Source organism: Zhongshania aliphaticivorans (genome assembly GCF_001586255.1).
Lineage (GTDB): Bacteria > Pseudomonadota > Gammaproteobacteria > Pseudomonadales > Spongiibacteraceae > Spongiibacter > Spongiibacter aliphaticivorans.
In genome coordinates this window covers 2,856,507-2,874,062 of record NZ_CP014544.1, presented here as the reverse complement: position 1 = coordinate 2,874,062, position 17,556 = coordinate 2,856,507, and the positions used below count along the sequence as shown (strand labels likewise).

The window sequence follows — 17,556 nt, the reverse complement described above, 5'->3', positions numbered from 1 at the left end:
AAGCAAGTAGGTTTTACAAAGGTATGAATGTCACTGGTAAGCCGTCTGCGGGGAAGATGAGGGGCACCCAGTTGCGCGGCATGTCGTAGCCTTCTTTAACCTGTATTTGGTAACGGGTCAGCAGATGGAAAAGGAATAGTTTGGTTTGCACTTCGGCAAAATTCAAACCCAAGCATTTATGGGCGCCACCGCCGAAGGGCACCCATTGGAAAAAGTGCTTCTTGTCTTCGGCGCGCGCTTTAGAAAATCGCTCTGGATCAAACTTAGTGGGCTCGCTCCAATATTCTTCCATGTAATGGGTGAAGAGTGGGGATATCGCTACCGCAGTATTTTTGGGTATGTGATAACCGAAAAGCTCCATGTCTTTTAGGGTGCGACGCGGAATCGCGGGTACCGGCGGGTACATTCGCAGGGCTTCTTTGAAGACCAGTTTACTGTCTTCCAGTTGCCCTAGGTCGTCGTATTCTAATTGGGGTTTGCCAAGGGCCTTGTACTCTTCTCGAAGTCGCTGCTGCCACTCGGGATTTTTAGCTAAGGCGAAAATGATCGAGCACAGCGTACTTGTTGTGGTGTCGTGAGCGGCAAATAGTAAAAAGATAATATGGTCGCGAACAGCTTCGTCGGAAAAATGGTTGCCGTCTTCATCTGTGGCGTGACATATTTGGGAAAAAATATCGCGACCCTGCTCGCGGCGCTTGGTGTCGATGTGCGCCATAACAAAGTCTTCTAAGTGCTGCCGACCACGCAGTCCCCGGTGCCAAAGGGTGCCGGGTATCGGCAACTTTACCACCGCCATTGACGCCAACATGGTATCGACAAACGCCTGGTTGACGCCGCTGGCCTCTGGGCCCATTTCAACGCCGAGAAAAACTTCGGCCGCTACTTCCAGTAGTAATTTCTTTACCGTGTGCTGGAAATGAAATTCTTGGCCTTTTGGCCACGCTGCTAAGCCGCGTTCTAGCTGGGGGTTCATGGTGTCTAAATAGCCTTCAATGGCACTTTTTTTGAAAGCACCTTGAAGGATTTTGCGATCATAGCGATGTGCCTCCGCATCTTTAAGCATCAAACCATTCGGGAATAAGCGGTCAAGCAGCGGGTTCCATGCCAGCATGCTGGAAAATTGTGCTTCGCTGTTTTTGAGTACAACTTCATTGGCCTCGGGGCCGAGTAGAGTAAGGCTGTGCTGGAAGAGGGTGTTGCCTCTGGAAATTTTTCCGTATTTTTTGAAGCGCAGTTCAGTTAAGGCTTTGTAATTGCGCAAAAAGCTAAAGGTCTGGCCAAAGACAGGAAGCCCGCTTGTTCCAGGAATGTGGGAAAGGCTGCGATTTGGACGTCGTGGAAGCTCTGCTTGATCAATACTCTGGCTATTCATTTTTTTCCTCATTACTGACCGTCGCCATTGGGTGGGGCGTGTTCTAGCGGGCACACTATGGCAGTGGCGTAATGAGGTCTAGTCGGCGCGCGACGGCCTTAGTCGGTATGTGCCAACAACGCCAAGGACGCGGCTAGCCGCAGCTATAGATGTGTCGTAGCTTATGTTTTTGGTCGGGCGATGCCAACTTCAGGCACCCCAGGACTAACCCCTAATCCGAGACACTGATAGCCTAGCTCTGTTGGTTTTTGCTTACTTATTAATAATAAAAAGTGACTTTTATATCCGCAATTTTTCTTAATGAGTTTTTTAAACGTGTAATTGCTATCACTTTTTTACCGTCAATTTGCCGCTCGCGTAATGATACAAAGAGGAATGAATAGATGTTTGATAGTTTTATGGATTATTTGGCCTTTCAAGTGAAAATGCGGCCCGATGCATCATTTGGCAGTGACGCCAACGAGCAGCTGACTTATGCCCAAGCCTGGCAACAAATTGGCCGGGTGGCAGCCCGCTTGCAGACTGGCGGTGTTGCTAAAGGTGAGCGGGTGGCAATACTCAGTAAAAATTCGCTGAAAAATTTCTTGGTTTTTTTGGGCTGCGCGCGAGCGGGCGTGGTGCCGGTTGGTATTAACTACCGACTTACCGCTGATGAAGTGGGCTTTATCGCGGAAAATGCCGAAGCGCGCGTGTTGTTCATTGACGGTGAATTTGCGCCCTTGGTCGGCAGTTATCTCGCGGGAGTTGAGCAGGTTTCGATTGTTGGCGAACTCGATGGGGCCACACCTTTAGACCGCTGGATTGGGAATGCTGGTGAGCCTGCCCCATTAATTATTCACGGTGATGATGTTCTCTTTCAAATGTACACCAGTGGCACCACCGGTCTGCCCAAAGGCACTTTACTAACTCACCGTAATTTGATCTGCAATAGTATCCAAGCCCCGCTGACAACTGGTCGTGCGCCACGGGCAGGGGATCGTGCCTTAATCATTGCCCCCACCTTTCACGCCCTCGGTTTGGTTGGCGCCTTAATGGCGATTTATTACGGCTGCGATCTCGTCCTACATCGGGACTATGATCCTGTGGGTATGATCGAAACAATGGCCAACGAGAATATAAGCTATGTGTCGGTTGTTCCCGTCATGCTGCAATTCTCTCTGGCGTGTGTGCCGGATATAGAGAAATACGATTTTTCTAATCTCCGTTGGATTAACTATGGCGCATCACCGATTTCGGTGGATTTGCTAAAGCGTTGTTTGGCGGTCTTTGACTGCGAGTTTTATCAAGGATACGGACAGACTGAGTCCACCACGGCCTTGACCTTTTTAACTAACGAAGACCATATGCGCGCTTTGCAGGGCAAGCCTGAACTTCTGCGCTCATGTGGTCGAGCGGTGTTTGGCACCGAGCTGCGGGTGGTTGATGACAAGGGCAATACCCTGCCTATCGGCGAAGTCGGCGAAATATTAGGGCGTGGTCCACAGGTGATGAAGGGGTATTGGAAATCTGAGGAAGCAACCGCTAAGACGCTTGTCGATGGTTGGTTACACACGGGCGATGCCGGTTATCTCGACGAAGATGGCTATCTTTTTCTTAAGGATCGAGTGAAGGATTTGATTATATCGGGGGGTGAAAATATCTACCCTGCTGAAATAGAGAACGTACTTATGAGCCACCCTAAAATTGCAGATGTTGCTGTGATTGGTGTGCCTGATGAGAAGTGGGGCGAGGTTGCATTGGCGGTTATAGTGGCTGGTGATCAAGGCGAGATTAGCATTGAGGAGCTGACTAGTCACTGTCGAGAGTCGCTGGCGGGTTTTAAAACGCCCAAATACTTGGAATACGTGGCTGCGCTGCCAAGGAACCCAAGCGGCAAAATATTGAAAAAAGAGCTGCGGGCTAACATTGTTCCCAAATACCAAGGCGAAGTGGTCTAGTGGCCACTAAGACACCTTAGTTTGAGCAACTTGATATCGCAATAAGTGAAGTGGTTTTCGGTCATTGACCAACTGGAGTTTAAAATGAGTAAGTTTTTAAGAACTTTATTACAGCGCAGCTATTTAGCATTGATAGCTATCCCCTTTAAACTGATGCCGTCGCTGGCATATATGGCGTTTACTGGCCAAGGTAGCACGGCGCAGCTATGTCGGCACATTGCACGCCAGGGCATCCGGAAAGTGCTAGTAGTGAGTGATAAACCCTTGGTTGAGCTGGGTATCGTTGCCCGTGCCGTTGATGTTCTGACAGAGGAAGGCCTTGTCTGTACGATTTACGATGGAACATTGCCCGATCCGACTTTTTCTATGGTCGATGCTGGCTTGGCGTTGCAAGCCGAATATAACTGCGATGCGGTATTGGCTATTGGTGGCGGCTCGTCAATTGACTGCGCGAAAACTATTGCATCAGCGGCGACTAATGGCAGAGACGGCAGGAAATTAGTTGGCTACTTTAAAGTGAAGAAGGCGCCCTTACCGTTATTTGCACTGCCAACAACGTCTGGCACCGGTTCGGAAGCGACGATAGCCGCGGTAATTTCTGATCAGCAAAGCCATGAGAAATTTTTTATTGCCGACCCCAAAATGCTGCCAAAAGCCGTCGCGCTCGACGCCGATTTGCTGCTCGGCATGCCGGCGGCGATCACCGCGGCAACGGGAATGGATGCCTTAACCCATGCAATCGAAACCTATATTAGTCTATGGGGCACCGACAGTAGTAATGCCTACGGTTACGCGTCGGTAAAAATGATTTTTGAGTATTTGCCCCGCGCCTATCGTGACGGTAGTGATGCGGTAGCGCGTGAGCAAATGGCGATTGCAGCCTATTATTCCGGCATGGCAATCAACGATGCTGGCGTGGGCAATGTGCATGCAATTGCGCATCAGCTGGGTCGTCAGTACGGAACGCCTCATGGCTTAGCTAACGCATTAGTAATGCCTGAAGTTCTGCGTTTTATGGCGAAGGCTGCACAGGAGCCGCTGGCGAAATTAGGCCGACTTATCGACGTGGCTGGCAGTGGTGATAGTGATGAAAAAGCGGCTGAGAAATTCATTGATGCTATCGCTGACTTAAATCGACGCTTAGGTATTCCTGGCCAGTTAGATAGTTTAAACAAAGCGGATATTCCGGCTATTGCTGCCGCTGCGGTTAAGGAAGGCGCGGCTTATCCGGTGCCTATTCTGATGAGCCGAGCAGAGTGTCAGGCTATTTTGGCGACATTGCTAAGCACTACCGAGAGAGCTGCTGCATTCGCCTAGTGTTAGTGTGCTGAGCCATAAAAAAACCGGCAATTGCCGGTTTTTTTATGGCTCAATTTTGTGCTATTTAAAACGAAATAGATTGTGTTGCTCACCGCTGGAGACTACGCCGCGTTGGCCTATTACGTCTTCGCTCATCAGCTGTGCAAATAGCGCATCGTCTTGCTCAGTATGGGCGACGAAGCGGGCGCCACTGTCTAGGCTGCCAATAATAATACCCTGCTGTGGCCCGTTGTTGTCGCAGACCACAGTGAAGCTGTCGACGTGGCCATGGCCGCTGGGGGCGCCGTCGATGTGGTGGTGGGGCTGAGCATCAATCTGAGCTTGCAAGGCGGCGTCGTCCCCGCGCTGCCAGTGCATCTCGCTTGGCTTTGCGCTGTAAATACCGATAGATTCTTTGGTCATATACCAGCCGTTAGCCGTGATTAGCCCCTTGTCATTAGGGCGTTCACGAAGTTGCTCTACCAGCGTGACAACGGCATGCAGGCTATAGCCGTGACCGGGGCCGCCAAAATAAGGCAGGCCGCCGGTTATACTGAGGGGGCGTTGGCCGAATGGGTCTATATTTAAAGCATCGCAGGCCATTTCTACCGCACTGGGGAAGCAGCTATAAATGTCCATTAAGGCGATATCGTCAATATGGCATCCCGCACGTGCAAGTGCGGTTTCGCCAGCGAGAGCGACTGCGCCAGAGCGCGATAAGTCCGCGCGTTCGGCGACGTACCACACTTCGTTAACGTCCGCGCAGCCGTTGAGGTATATCCACTGATCTTCATTTATACCCAACTCGCGGGCGGTAGCAACCGTCGTCATGATGACGGCGGCAGCCATATCGATATTCATCTGCGCGCAGAGATATTTGTTGTACGGTAGTGCGAGACAGGGGCTGCGCTCTTCGAAGCTGACGAGTTGTTTAGCACTGCGTGGCCGCTGGTATGACCATGCATCTGGATTGGCGGCGGCGGTGTCGCTTAGGCCCTGCATAATTTTACCCATGTGCTCTTGGTGCTCGCTTAAGCTGTGTCCATAGCGATGGCGCAGGGCATTTTCAAACAACGCGTACATATGGGTAGGCAGCCATAAATTGTGGCGGAGCTCTTCCGAGTGGGTCCCGCTGCGCTCAGCCCAAGGTTGTTGAGTATCGCCTTTTACGTCGTTTGGCCAGTGGCTGATGTCGCCACCACCACCGAGTAGGCTTTTGAAACTGGCCGTCAGTTCACCGCCGCAAATAGCCACAGCGCGGCGCTGGCCTTGGTTTAACTCCTTGGCGAAATGGTTAATTAGCATTTGCGGGCCGTTTCCGCCATCGGGGGCTTTGAGGCAGCGCGCATCCTTGAGTCCAAGGCGCTTAACGAGTTCTGGACCGGGAAAACGGCTGATTAATGCACCGAGTTCAGCAGATACCTCGAGCAGACTCGGTTCAGTGCACAGGGTGTCGATGGCACCGCGCAGTGCTTCGCCGCGTCCGCTATTTTGTAGCGCGAGCTCTAGGGCGTCGTGCAGGGCATCAGTGGGCGTACGATTCGGGTTGCCGGTGTCGCGATAAGTACGCTGGCTGACGCCGACCAGGATGGGGGTGTTGTCGGCTGCATTCATAAGGAGTCCCGTTTCAATAATATAGCGCGAATAAGCGCAGAAATTGGCGCCAATAGGCTGCATATTGTGGGGTTTTGAGCGCGGCAGCAGTAGCGCTTGTGATGCCAATTATGTCGCGCTGCGCCAAGGCTATTTACACTTGTTGGAAGGCGGCGTGATTGGCTCGGCGCATCGCTTGAGGTGAGTTTCCGTAGTAGTCACTGAAAGCTCGATTGAAGTTACTAGGGTGTTTGTAGCCCAGCTGGTAAGCGATTTGCTTCAGGCTCATACGCGTGTTGTATAAGTATTCACGGGCTAGCTCCATACGCACGTCGAGGCAGATTTTTCGGAAACTGCTGCCTGACTGATCTAAATGCCGCCGCAGACTGCGCGGACTTAAGCGCAGTAATTTGGCGGTGTTTTCTAGTTTAAAGCGACAGTCCTGAGGTCTTGCCATTAACAGGCGTTTTACTTGAGGAACAATCCCTGCACTGCGATAGCTGTCGCCAAACATTTGTTGGACGTGGTGAGAGCAAGCAATGAGCGCCTGCTCATTGCCGCTGGGGATGGGGCGCGACAACCACGCTATTGGCAGCGCGATAGTATTTCTTGGCGAGTCAAAATGTACGGTACAGCCCAGCAGCTCGCTATACCGGGCGGCGTGATCTGGTGGGCTGCAACTGAGCTCAACATAGTCGGGCACGGCTGACCGCCCCTCAGGCAATATGGCTTGGACATAGCGCCATGCGGCGACGCTGCACAGCTCTAAAATGAGCTGCTCGATGGGGAGCGCATTGTCGGTAAGTTGAAACTGGATTAGACCATGTTGCTCGGCGCGCTCGAGCTTGACCCTTACTAGAAAACTGGCTTCGCTGAATGCGTGGCAACTAATATTCGTTGCTTGCTCGCAATTGGCGGCTGTCAGCATGGCATAGCCAAGCAAGCCTAGATCACTGAGTTCCGCGAGATCACCCAGCTCTAAGGCAATGGCTGGTGCGTCGTGACTGCGCAACGCGTTTAGCAGCACCAAGGTATTCACCAGCTTGTTACTGCTTTGGTTCTGCCACCATTCCTCGCCAAGATTACAGCGTCGGCCTAGCTCGGCGCAGTCGATCTCGGGGTAGTGTTGTTGCAATAAGCGCCACAGAACCCGTAGTAATCGGGCGCCGAGCTGCTCCATTTCGATTAATTGCACAATGAATAAACTATTTTGGCCATAAATGATAAAAATTGACGGTCACTAATGATAATACTTTAGGGGGCGGAGGGGGACAAGTTTATCTCTTAACTTGTTAGTCTGTGGGTGACAAAGGCTTGTTTCAGCCGCCTACAATAATAGCTGCGTGTTGGTATGGCCGCGGCAGCAGTCATACTAAAGGGAGTGGAAAATGCGAACGCCTACAGTGTGTAAAGATTATCTCGATAACCTATTAGCGTATCTTGGTGCCCAGGGTGTCAGTGCTCGGCAGTTGCAGTCAGTGCTGCGCTTAGATCCACTGGACCATCTCAGTGAGCAGGGCAGGGTGCCGCTGCGATTATTTGAATTAACCCTCGACGCCGGTGCAAGTTTGTTGAATGACCCTTGTTTAGGTGCTCATGCTGGTACAGATTGTTCGCGCACGCCATGGGGGATGGTGGACTATCTCGGCATGAGTGCGGCAAATAGTCGCGAGGCGGTCGATGCTATGCAGCGTTATTCTCGCTTATTAATTGATCATGGCGATATGGTGCTCAGCGAGATTAACAGCGAAACAGCCTGTTTGAGTTGGCTACTGCCTGCGCGTAAACAAGCATCTCGCCATGTCGTTGAGTTTTTCTTTGCGAATTGGTACCGCGTGAATAAACCCATGTTAGATAAAGGCGCAACACGTCGAGAAGTGCATTTTGCCCATAGTGGGGGCGGTCGTGAGCAGCAAATGGCTGACTTGTTTGAGGCGCCGGTTAAATTTGGCAAAAAAGTAAATGCGGTGCATTTTGGCCGGGCATTATTGGACCAGCCAACACTGTATCCGCACCCCGCAATATACAAATCGTTAGAGCAGGCTGCCCGCATTGAGATGTCAAATTTGCAGTATGAAGTCCGTTTAATAAAAGAGGTGCGCGACTGTATTATTGACCAGTTGGCAGACGGTGTGCCTCGTCTTGAGGATATCTCGGCGCAGCTTGGCATCGGGACACGCACATTGCAGCGACGTTTAAACAGTACGGCAACAAGCTATAAAAGCCTCGTTGATGCGACTCGTCGTGAGCGCTCACTTAGGCTGATGTCGCAGAGTGAATTGGCTTTGTTGGATATTTCTGCGGCGCTAGGGTTTAGTGATCAGAGTGCTTTTCAAAAGGCATTTAAACGCTGGTATGGTCAAGCGCCAGGTCGCTTTCGGGCAATTTTACAAGCTGGCTGAGGGCTGGGCTGTACTTGGTTGTGACCGTAAACAGATCAACAGCCTTGTTTAGTATGTGATTTGTGTTTGATGGTTTGCTTCGGGTAGTTTGGCGTGACCCTCTGCAATAGAGTCACGCCAGACGTTTTTAGGTTTAAACGGCGTCCAATATCTGCTTTGCCGCCTTATGCAGAGACGGGATCAAAGGTGATCGGCATTGATTTAATTGTGTTAATAAAAAAGGAACGCATATAGGTTACGTCGCCGGCAAATTTCGGATTGGGAATACGTGGAATCAGTTCTTCAAAAATAATATTTAATTCCATGCGGGCTAAATTCATGCCCAAGCAAAAATGTTCACCAATGCCAAATGCGCGCATTTCCCTGCGTAGTGTCGGCATTTTTTTGGCGCGGTGAATATCAAATTTCATCGCATCTTCGCCGAATACATCTTCATCGTGATTAACTGCATGGTAATGTAATACGACTTTATCGCCCTTCTTTATATTGTAACCGTTCCATTCAATATCTTGGGTCGCTGTCCGGCGCATCGCAATAAACGCCGTGTTGTAACGGAGCATTTCTTCAACGGCATCGGCGATATCTTCTGGGTGGTCTACGAGGTGTTGAAGCTGGTCCGGGTGCTCCATTAAGAGACGCATGCCGTGTGCCGTCGCAGTGCGGGTACTTTCATTGCCGCCAACCATAATCAATATGAACATCCAGGCGAACATTTCTTCGGTGACTTTCTGGCCGTCGACTTCCCCGTTTAATAAAGCCTCAACAACCTGACTAGTGGGGTTTGCGCGCTGCTTAGCGGCGAGTTCAGCGGCGTAGCCCATGACCTCAAAGCTCACTGTGTTGGCTTCGTCGCGACTGGTGGCGAGGTCTGGATCATCGGCGAAGGCCATGATGTTTGTCCACTCAAAAAACTGCTTACGGTCTTCTTGAGGAACACCAAGTAGCTCAAGAATGGCCATTAAGGGCAGTTCTGCGGCAATATCTTCTACAAACTCACATTCCCCCTTGCTGGCGACACGATCAATAATGGCGCGTGCGCTCTCGCGCAACCACGTCTCCATATTGTTCACCGCTTTGGGCGTAAAGGCATCTCTGACGATTTTGCGGTACTTCATGTGCTTAGGCGGATCCATGGAGATAATGATGTTCTCCTGCATAATCGCTTGGATCTCTTTCTCGCTTTCGTGTACTTCCATTGGGAAAGCACCCTGCAAGTTTGACGAAAATAGGTCTGGGTTTTGCGAGACAAAGTCCAGTGCGTCGCGTTTAACAACGGCCCAATATGGCACGCCATTCTCTGGATCTTCCATGTACATCATTGACCCTTGCGCTCGAATTCGAGCGAGCTCTTCGTAGGGCATTCCATTTTGATAGGTATCCAAGCTCAGTAGATTGGCAAATGGGCACTGACTCATAATATTTCCTCTGCTGTGTTGCCGGCACGCGCGGCCTTTATTTTTTGATCGAGCCAAATTCTTGTCGGCGATAGATTGCGAACTTTATCAATGAAAGATGCGATAAGAGAGGGGGAATTAGGTCAATGAGCAAGCCTAAACGGCCAGTTTTGCTGTGATCAGCCGGCGCACTTGGTGAGACGCAGCGAGGTATGGCTAGTACTAATGAAATAATGAGGGTGAGACGATGTTTTAGGCGCTTTAAATGGCCGTAATGTCGTCAGCTCACACGCGGAAGAAATTGCCTTAGATTTAATGAATTGTAGGCGTCTGGCCGCACGGCTTAAAGCGAGTTTTATGTTGCAATGGCTAGGCTGCCACGGGTATTCACGGCATTATAGGGCGCTGATATATAAATAATAAGGAGCCACCCGCAAATGAAGGTGATTCGTGTGCTTGCTGTGGCGCTGCTGACGCTGGCTTTATCGGTCTTTTTTTTGGTACGCAATATTGGTAGCGGTCTTGGGGCAATGAGTGTGCATAACGGTAATTGGGTCACTAATGTGAGCACAGGCTCAACTGACGCCGGAATCATGCTAAAAGCAACTATAGCTATGGGCGGTTTGCTGGCCTCTACTCGCGAAAATTCCATGTACTACCGGCTGGATTCGTTGGACGGACAGGCGCTAAGTTTGAATTGTCGCTATCGAATAGAAGGTAAAGACTACGACGCCGACTGGTGGAGTGTCACAGCCTATGGTTGGGACAACTTTCTGATACCAAACCCGCACAAGCGCTACTCCTTCAATAACGAGAATATCCTCCGCAACCCAGACGGCAGCTGGGTGATTTATGTGGGTGCCGAGGAGCAAACTGCAAACTGGCTACCGGTCGGGCCTTCGGGGGCGGCGTCTTGGCGTAAGCGTTCAGGGCACGATTTTGATTTGTTATTGCGCCTCTATACGCCTGGTAAGGCTTATCTTGAGCAACCGCACTCGGCTCCCCTACCTAGGGTTACGTTGGAGAGCTGCTCATGAAGTTTCTCAAGTGGTGTCTCGGTATTCTACTCTGTGGCTATCTTGGCCAGTATCTTCTCGCCCTTGCGCTACCGAATCTTGTGATGGAAGTTCTCTACCATCGCGGTGGCGTAAAGCAGGCTTACAACACCTTGTATATTAAACCTCGCGCTGACGAAGCCAGCCGTGAGGTGGTGCGGCCCAGTCCAGATCTATTCTATGGCAGTTGTATTTACAACTTGGCAGAAAGGCCGCTGTTGATTGAGGCTAAGGTGCCGGAGCGCTATTGGTCTATGCAGTTTGACCAGATGAATACTGATAATTATGCTGGTATGAGCAATCGCGGCGATGGCCGGTACCGCGCTGGTACGCATGTTAAGGTGACTTTGATCGGCCCTAACAGCAATCCTGAGGACTATTCCGGCGAAGTTATCCAGTCACCGAGTCAGCGGGGCATTATGCTGCTGCGGGCATCGGCAATAGGTGAGGCCTCTGCCGCCTTAGCGGCGCTTAAACAGAGCCGGTGTGGGCCGGTTTAAATCACGCCGCCGCAAGGCCTGAGTTTTTGCCTTTGTTAGTGGCTCCGCGAGCGCTATAGTCATCTTGCGCCTTAATATAGGTGTATTTTGTATGGTAACTGTTTGCAGGGCGTGTGCTTTTAGTGGGGAAAGGCGGGCAGCCATTTTTTACTTTGCTTAGCATACCCTAGATGTATTTCCTTAGGTGCGGTAGCACCCACTATTCGAGGTCTCATGAACACTGAAAAGCGCATAAAAGTGGGTGATATTGAGCTGGCTGTTCAAGAGTTTGGCGACGCCGGACACCCGGCGATGGTGTTGATTATGGGCTTGGGCATGCAGATGGTGTCTTGGCCAGAGTCATTCTGTGTGGCCTTGGCGGCGAAAGGGTTTAGAGTCATACGGTTTGATAATCGCGATGTGGGTCTGTCTCATAAGCTTGGGGGTGTACGGGCACCCGGCGTCGTTAAAATGTTGTTGGCCTCTAAGCTGGGCTTTCGCTTAGCGGTCCCCTATCAGTTGACGGATATGGCCAAGGATACGGTATTGCTGTTAGATGCCTTAAATATTGAATCGGCTCATATCGTCGGTGCGTCTATGGGCGGGATGATTGCTCAATTGCTGGCCGCCAACTACCCGGAGCGCGTACTGACGTTGACCTCGATTATGTCGACAAGCGGCAATCCTCGTTTACCTCAGCCCCGCGCCAAAGTGTTGCTGAGGCTCGCGGCGGCGTCGGCAAAAGATGAGGCATCATATCTCAATACGGCAATGCAAACCTGGCGAATTATTGGCAGTCCAGCATACCCGCCTAGCGATGCTGAGTTGCGCGAAAGGCTGCTCCTCGCTTACCGGCGCAGTTATTACCCGGCTGGAATTGCTCGACAATTGGCCGCAATATCGTCCTGCGGTAGCCGAGTCGACGCCTTAAAAACGATTACTGCGCCGACCCTGGTGATTCATGGCAAAAGTGACCCTCTGGTGCCGGTCGATGGCGGTATAGACACCGCCAAACATATTCCCGGTGCTCGTCTTGAATTGTTTGATGGCATGGGCCACGATCTACCAGTACCGCTTTTACCAAAGTTTGTTGCCTTAATAAGCGCTCATTCTCGCCTGCGTTAACCTTCGGCGGGTGATCTCTGATAAAGGGCATTCCGCCATCTGCTTGCAGCTGAACCCGTCTGTGTAGGGGCATCATCCGCCGAAATAGTGATATAGCGGGTGCGTCGTCTGTCTGAATTAATTAATGTCGTACAGATTACTGCGGCGATCTCCCAGTGTCGGTACAATACGCACAGCATACCAGCTGAATAGCGTTTCAAAATGTTTCAATTGTTCTAGTGGAAATAATCTGCTGGTGGCATATTTTTTAATCAGATACGTGTTCGATATTGATTGGGGGCCGAATTGCTGTCAATTATTTATAATGAGTGGAGTAAGTAATGGTTGATGTAAGTACTGCGCGATTAAGTAATATCGTGGTGCATCGAGTGGGTAATAAAGTCCGCGAAGAGGGTATGCGTCTCGCAGAAAGTGAGTCGGAAGTCAGTGAGTCATTGGCTGAACTACTTATTAAAAGCTACTTAAGTCCGCTCGCAAAGCAGAAAGAGATATACGATTTCTTTCATGAGTCTGACTTATCACTGAATACTGTCTCTAATATTACTGGAAAGCTATTTGCTGAGCAGAGTGATTTTGTACTGCAAACACAGGCGATAGCCAAGCATTTATACGCAACATCAACACATCAAAATATATCTTCTGGTGATCTTGTCTTTTTACTCTTTACTGGGCTTAAAGTTGACGATGTAGAGTCTAGCGGCCTTGCAATATTGAAAATAGAAAATAAAGATTATTTTCTTGAAATAGCGGAATCATCGGATTCATTTGACATTATTGAAAGATCGGGTATATCGCTGAATAAAATTCAAAAGGGAGCCTTAGTGCTTCCTAATGAACAAGGTGTTTTTGTTGTCGACAATCTTGGGCAGAAGACCAAATACTGGAAGGATTCCTTTCTAAAGGTATCGCCAAGAGCAACGTCAAAATCCTACGCAAAGATATGTGGTTCTATATTGAAGGGGATAAGTTCGAAAATTGAAGATTCTCAAGATGTTGCTGATTTGAACGAGAAAATCACCGAAAAAATAAACTCCTCAGAAATTACATCGATAGCAGAGATAAAGGATATTTCCTCTCAATACATTGATTCAGAGGCCTTGTCTGAAGTGATATCTGGTGTGGTAAGCAGCACCGGAGTTGATATCGCCGATGATTACGAAATTAAGTCTCAAGACTTCGCGAAGCAAGCAAAGCCAATAACCAGTCGAGTCAGAGTAAGAGCCGGTGTGGGTCTGGTGATAAGTGATTCAAAATACTCCGTGTCGGGGGTTTCCATTACCGATAACCAAGATGGATTTCAGGCGGTAGTCAACATAAAAGCACGAAAAGAAACGTAATGGTCCTGTGAAATCGCTTCCCGAGTTCAAGTTAACTGAAAAGCTGGCGGACTCGGTGTGCTGGTCTATACTCAGCTTTAATGTTGGATATGAGGCTTATAGTAACTATTCTGAAGCGAATTGTTGGCAATACGTTGAGTGGCAATAATAATAGGAAATTTGCTGACGTACTCAGCTGTCGCGAATCAGCGTCACTAATGCTAAGGTGGTGGGGTGTCAGCGTTGGCGCTTACTTTAGATATTGTTGAAAATGAGCGTAGGCGTATAGATCGTTAGAAGAATGGCTAGGCGAGTAAGTAGATCGGCGACGAGACCTAATAATGCTATTTCGTCGCATAAAAGCAAGTTTGTCAAAACATCACTAATGTGAATGTCGAATTAATATTATGGCGCAGAACAGTTGATTTTTGAAATGAAAAGCCATTGCGTCCATTATTTTCGCTGAACCAAAAGCGCATTTCTTATACTCCGCTAAATGAATTTAGAAGTGATAGCCGATTCGCTAGCTTAGTCCAATTTTTAATCGTAGGAAATAATCATGAATAAGCATCGTTTATTATCGATTTTGCTCGCCAGTACTTTTGTTGGTCCTGTTTATGCTCAAACGGTGTCCGTTTCCGCCGCAGAGTTAGATAGCCTCAAAGCCCAAATTTCTGCCCTGCAGGCTAAACTGGCCGAAATTGAAGAGCAGGCCAAAGCCAATACGACAAGTGTGGCGGTAAATGCTCAAACACTTGCGGAGCAGAAGACAGATAATAGCGCTGCGCCGGAGAAAGCGAAGTCTGAGGATGGCATCACGGTAGGGGGCGCGATTCGTACCAATTTCAATTATACGTCCTATAGCGAAGGCAATAAGGATCGCGGTGGCGATTTCGATTTCGATATCTTTCGATTGAATCTGCGAGGCGAAATCGGCGATGTGTCGCTCAATGGCGAAATTCGCTTCTTTGATTATATGACGGCGATTAAATACGCCTATGTAGGTTATCAATTTAGCGAGAACTGGGAAGTGAACGCAGGTATCACTAAGGTGCCCTTTGGTAATAGCCCCTATAATTCGCAAAACTATTTTTTCAGCACCAATTATTATCTGGGTTTGGAAGACGATTTTGATCTGGGTGTCGTGTTCAAGCGTAGTGTTGCTAATAATTGGCAGTTAGATTTAGGCTTCTTTAAAAATGATGAGCTCGGTGGCGTAGACGGATACGTTGATAATCGCTCAGATCGCTACTCCTACGATATTGTCGGCGCTCGTACGGCAGGTGAAGGAATTTATGATGAACCTGGCCAAGCCTTGGCTGAATACAACACCTTTAGTGGGCGCTTTGCCTATCATTTTAAACAAGGCGAGCTAAGGACAGAAGTGGGCGTGTCTGCGCTGAGTGGCGGTATACATGACGGTCAGAGCAGGGCGGGCGATTATCAGGCTTTGGCATTACACGCCAATAGCCAATATCAACGCTGGCATTTGCAGTTACAGCACAGTGAATATCGCTACGACATTGATCAGCTAGAGCAAATTGCCGTTGGCGCCTACTCCTTCTACGACACCATTGCTGCAGAAGCGACGTCTACCACGCTAAATGTCGCTTACGATTTACCCGTCAACTTTGGCGCAGTAACAGGTCTGCAATTTTATAATAACTACGGCGTTGTTTACGACAAGTCAGATGACACCGCAAATACGGTTATGAACGTTACAGGAGTGTCGGTCGCGGCAGGTGGTCTGTTCACTTACTTTGACTGGGTGCATGCTAAAAATCAGCCCTTTGTGGGTGGCAGTGGTGCCGGTGATAGCGGTGATTACGAGCAGCGCTTTAATATCAATATCGGATACTACTTTTGAGCCTAGGAAATGCATACACACATAAACTAACACACGTACTAAGGATAATCTGATGACAGATAATAAGGATCCCATGGTTCCTGATGGCCAGGTCACTCCAATAGATACCGACTATCAAGTAGGCCAAGACAATATTGTGTTGAATATAGGGCCATTTGGCTTAGATATACACAATAGGGTGTTTGCTATCTCTGCTTTCGCGGTAATTGCCTTTGTTGCGCTTACGCTGTTTTTTCAAGAGCAAGCCGAGCCGATGTTCAGTGGCGTGCGGAATTGGCTAACGTCTAACTTAGATTGGTTTTTTATTAGTGCAGCAAACGTTTTTGTACTGATATGTTTGGTGCTAGTGGTCTCGCCACTAGGGCGTGTGCGCTTGGGTGGTACGGAGGCTACGCCAGACTATAGCTATTTAGGCTGGTTTTCGATGCTGTTTGCCGCTGGCATGGGCATTGGTCTGATGTTTTACGGCGTATCTGAGCCGCTGACGCATTTCACGACCTCATTTGCAGGTACCGCAGCCGAGAATGGCGTGCGCAGTGACTGGGCTCCTTTAGGTGGCGCCGTGGGCGATGCCGAGTCAGCTGAACGTTTGGCGATGGCGGCAACAATTTATCATTGGGCGCTGCACCCGTGGGCTATTTACGCGGTAATGGCCTTGGGCTTAGCCTTGTTTTCTTTCAACAAGGGCTTGCCGTTAACGATTCGCTCGGTATTTTACCCGCTCTTAGGTGAGCGGATTTGGGGTTGGCCTGGGCATATCATCGATATTTTGGCGGTGTTGGCAACGATATTCGGCTTGGCGACGTCATTGGGTTTAGGCGCATCTCAAGCAGCCTCGGGCTTGAATTATTTATTTGGTATTCCCTTGGGCGGAACCACGCAAATCCTGCTTGTCATCGGGATCACCGCCATTGCGCTGATATCTGTGGTAAAGGGCTTGGACGCCGGCGTTAAAAGATTGTCTGAAATCAATATGATGCTCGCGATGCTGTTGCTGGCTTTTGTAGTGATTGTTGGCCCAACGTTGGCAATCGCCACCGGCTTTATTGACAACATCATTGCCTATTTCCGCTACTTGCCGGAACTAGCCAACCCGGTAGGCCGCGAAGACAGTAATTTTGCCTCCGGTTGGACGGCATTTTATTGGGCGTGGTGGATATCGTGGAGCCCATTTGTGGGGATGTTTATCGCCCGAGTTTCACGTGGTCGCACGGTGCGGGAATTTATTATTTCTGTGTTACTGATACCGTCTACGGCCTGTGTATTTTGGATGACGGCATTTGGTGGCACTGCGATAAAGCAAGTTGTGACTGATGGTTATCAAAAAGTGGTTGAAGCTGATTTACCCTTACAGCTATTTGGCATGCTCGATGTATTGCCGTTATCCAGCATCACGTCGTTTATTGCTATTGTGTTGGTAATCGTGTTTTTTGTTACCTCGTCTGATTCCGGGTCGCTGGTAATAGACGTGATTTCTGCCGGGGGCAAGGTCGATTCGCCAACGCCGCAGCGGGTATTCTGGTGCTTATTTGAAGGCTTGGTTGCCGTCGCACTTATTTTGGGTGGCGGACTGGTCGCTTTGCAGGCAATGGCCGTGTCGACAGGCCTACCGTTTACTCTGGTGTTGTTGGTTGCCGCATTTTCGATGATTAAGGGTCTGATGTCTGAGCCCAGATAATAGTAACTTGGTGGGGCTCGTCTGGAAGAATTTCTGGCC

13 protein-coding genes are annotated in these 17,556 nt (G+C 49.5%); 9 read left to right on the top strand and 4 right to left on the bottom strand.

Going from position 1 to position 17,556, the window contains the following annotated elements; genetic code table 11:
• Nucleotides 1-13 precede the first annotated feature (13 nt).
• Nucleotides 14-1,372 (bottom strand): cytochrome P450, encoded by a 1,359-nt coding sequence (locus AZF00_RS12795; RefSeq protein WP_008248753.1) that lies wholly within the window; start codon nt 1,370-1,372, stop codon nt 14-16.
• A gap of 383 nt (nt 1,373-1,755) precedes the next feature.
• Here AZF00_RS12795 and AZF00_RS12790 point away from each other — a divergent pair, with 383 nt between their 5' ends.
• Both AZF00_RS12790 and AZF00_RS12785 read left to right on the top strand, forming a co-directional pair.
• The gene (locus tag AZF00_RS12790; protein WP_008248755.1) at nt 1,756-3,309 is read left to right on the top strand and encodes a long-chain-fatty-acid--CoA ligase; all 1,554 of its coding nucleotides are present in this window, start codon (nt 1,756-1,758) and stop codon (nt 3,307-3,309) included.
• Nucleotides 3,310-3,393: 84 nt separating this feature from the next.
• Nucleotides 3,394-4,626, top strand: a complete 1,233-nt coding sequence (locus AZF00_RS12785; protein ID WP_008248756.1) for an iron-containing alcohol dehydrogenase — start codon at nt 3,394-3,396, stop codon at nt 4,624-4,626.
• Nucleotides 4,627-4,689: 63 nt separating this feature from the next.
• Here AZF00_RS12785 and AZF00_RS12780 read toward each other — a convergent pair whose 3' ends face one another.
• Nucleotides 4,690-6,222, bottom strand: coding sequence for a TLP1 C-terminal extension domain-containing protein (locus AZF00_RS12780; protein WP_143829365.1), 1,533 nt, complete (start codon nt 6,220-6,222; stop codon nt 4,690-4,692).
• A 133-nt stretch (nt 6,223-6,355) separates the two neighbouring features.
• Complete coding sequence (locus AZF00_RS12775; RefSeq protein WP_143829366.1) at nt 6,356-7,396, bottom strand: helix-turn-helix domain-containing protein; 1,041 nt, start codon at nt 7,394-7,396, stop codon at nt 6,356-6,358.
• Between the two features lie 193 nt (nt 7,397-7,589).
• Between AZF00_RS12775 and AZF00_RS12770 the strand changes: the two genes are divergently transcribed.
• Complete coding sequence (locus AZF00_RS12770) at nt 7,590-8,603, top strand: AraC family transcriptional regulator (protein ID WP_008248763.1); 1,014 nt, start codon at nt 7,590-7,592, stop codon at nt 8,601-8,603.
• Nucleotides 8,604-8,767: 164 nt separating this feature from the next.
• Here AZF00_RS12770 and AZF00_RS12765 read toward each other — a convergent pair whose 3' ends face one another.
• Nucleotides 8,768-10,018, bottom strand: a complete 1,251-nt coding sequence (locus tag AZF00_RS12765) for a cytochrome P450 (protein WP_008248764.1) — start codon at nt 10,016-10,018, stop codon at nt 8,768-8,770.
• A 416-nt stretch (nt 10,019-10,434) separates the two neighbouring features.
• Between AZF00_RS12765 and AZF00_RS12760 the strand changes: the two genes are divergently transcribed.
• From AZF00_RS12760 to AZF00_RS12735, 6 genes are all read left to right on the top strand, one after another.
• Nucleotides 10,435-11,034 (top strand): DUF1214 domain-containing protein, encoded by a 600-nt coding sequence (locus AZF00_RS12760; protein WP_008248765.1) that lies wholly within the window; start codon nt 10,435-10,437, stop codon nt 11,032-11,034.
• Nucleotides 11,031-11,552, top strand: a complete 522-nt coding sequence (locus AZF00_RS12755) for a DUF1254 domain-containing protein (protein WP_008248766.1) — start codon at nt 11,031-11,033, stop codon at nt 11,550-11,552. Before AZF00_RS12760 ends, AZF00_RS12755 begins: the two co-directional genes overlap by 4 nt.
• Before the next feature lie 213 nt (nt 11,553-11,765).
• Nucleotides 11,766-12,656: an alpha/beta fold hydrolase gene (locus tag AZF00_RS12750; RefSeq protein WP_008248774.1), complete on the top strand. Its 891-nt coding sequence runs from the start codon at nt 11,766-11,768 to the stop codon at nt 12,654-12,656.
• A 320-nt stretch (nt 12,657-12,976) separates the two neighbouring features.
• Complete coding sequence (locus AZF00_RS12745; protein ID WP_008248776.1) at nt 12,977-13,993, top strand: nucleoid-associated protein; 1,017 nt, start codon at nt 12,977-12,979, stop codon at nt 13,991-13,993.
• A 538-nt stretch (nt 13,994-14,531) separates the two neighbouring features.
• Nucleotides 14,532-15,839: a porin gene (locus AZF00_RS12740; protein ID WP_008248779.1), complete on the top strand. Its 1,308-nt coding sequence runs from the start codon at nt 14,532-14,534 to the stop codon at nt 15,837-15,839.
• Nucleotides 15,840-15,891: 52 nt separating this feature from the next.
• Nucleotides 15,892-17,517 carry a BCCT family transporter gene (locus AZF00_RS12735; RefSeq protein ID WP_008248781.1) on the top strand — a complete coding sequence of 542 codons (1,626 nt, stop codon included), beginning with the start codon at nt 15,892-15,894 and terminating at the stop codon, nt 17,515-17,517.
• Nucleotides 17,518-17,556: the final 39 nt, after the last annotated feature.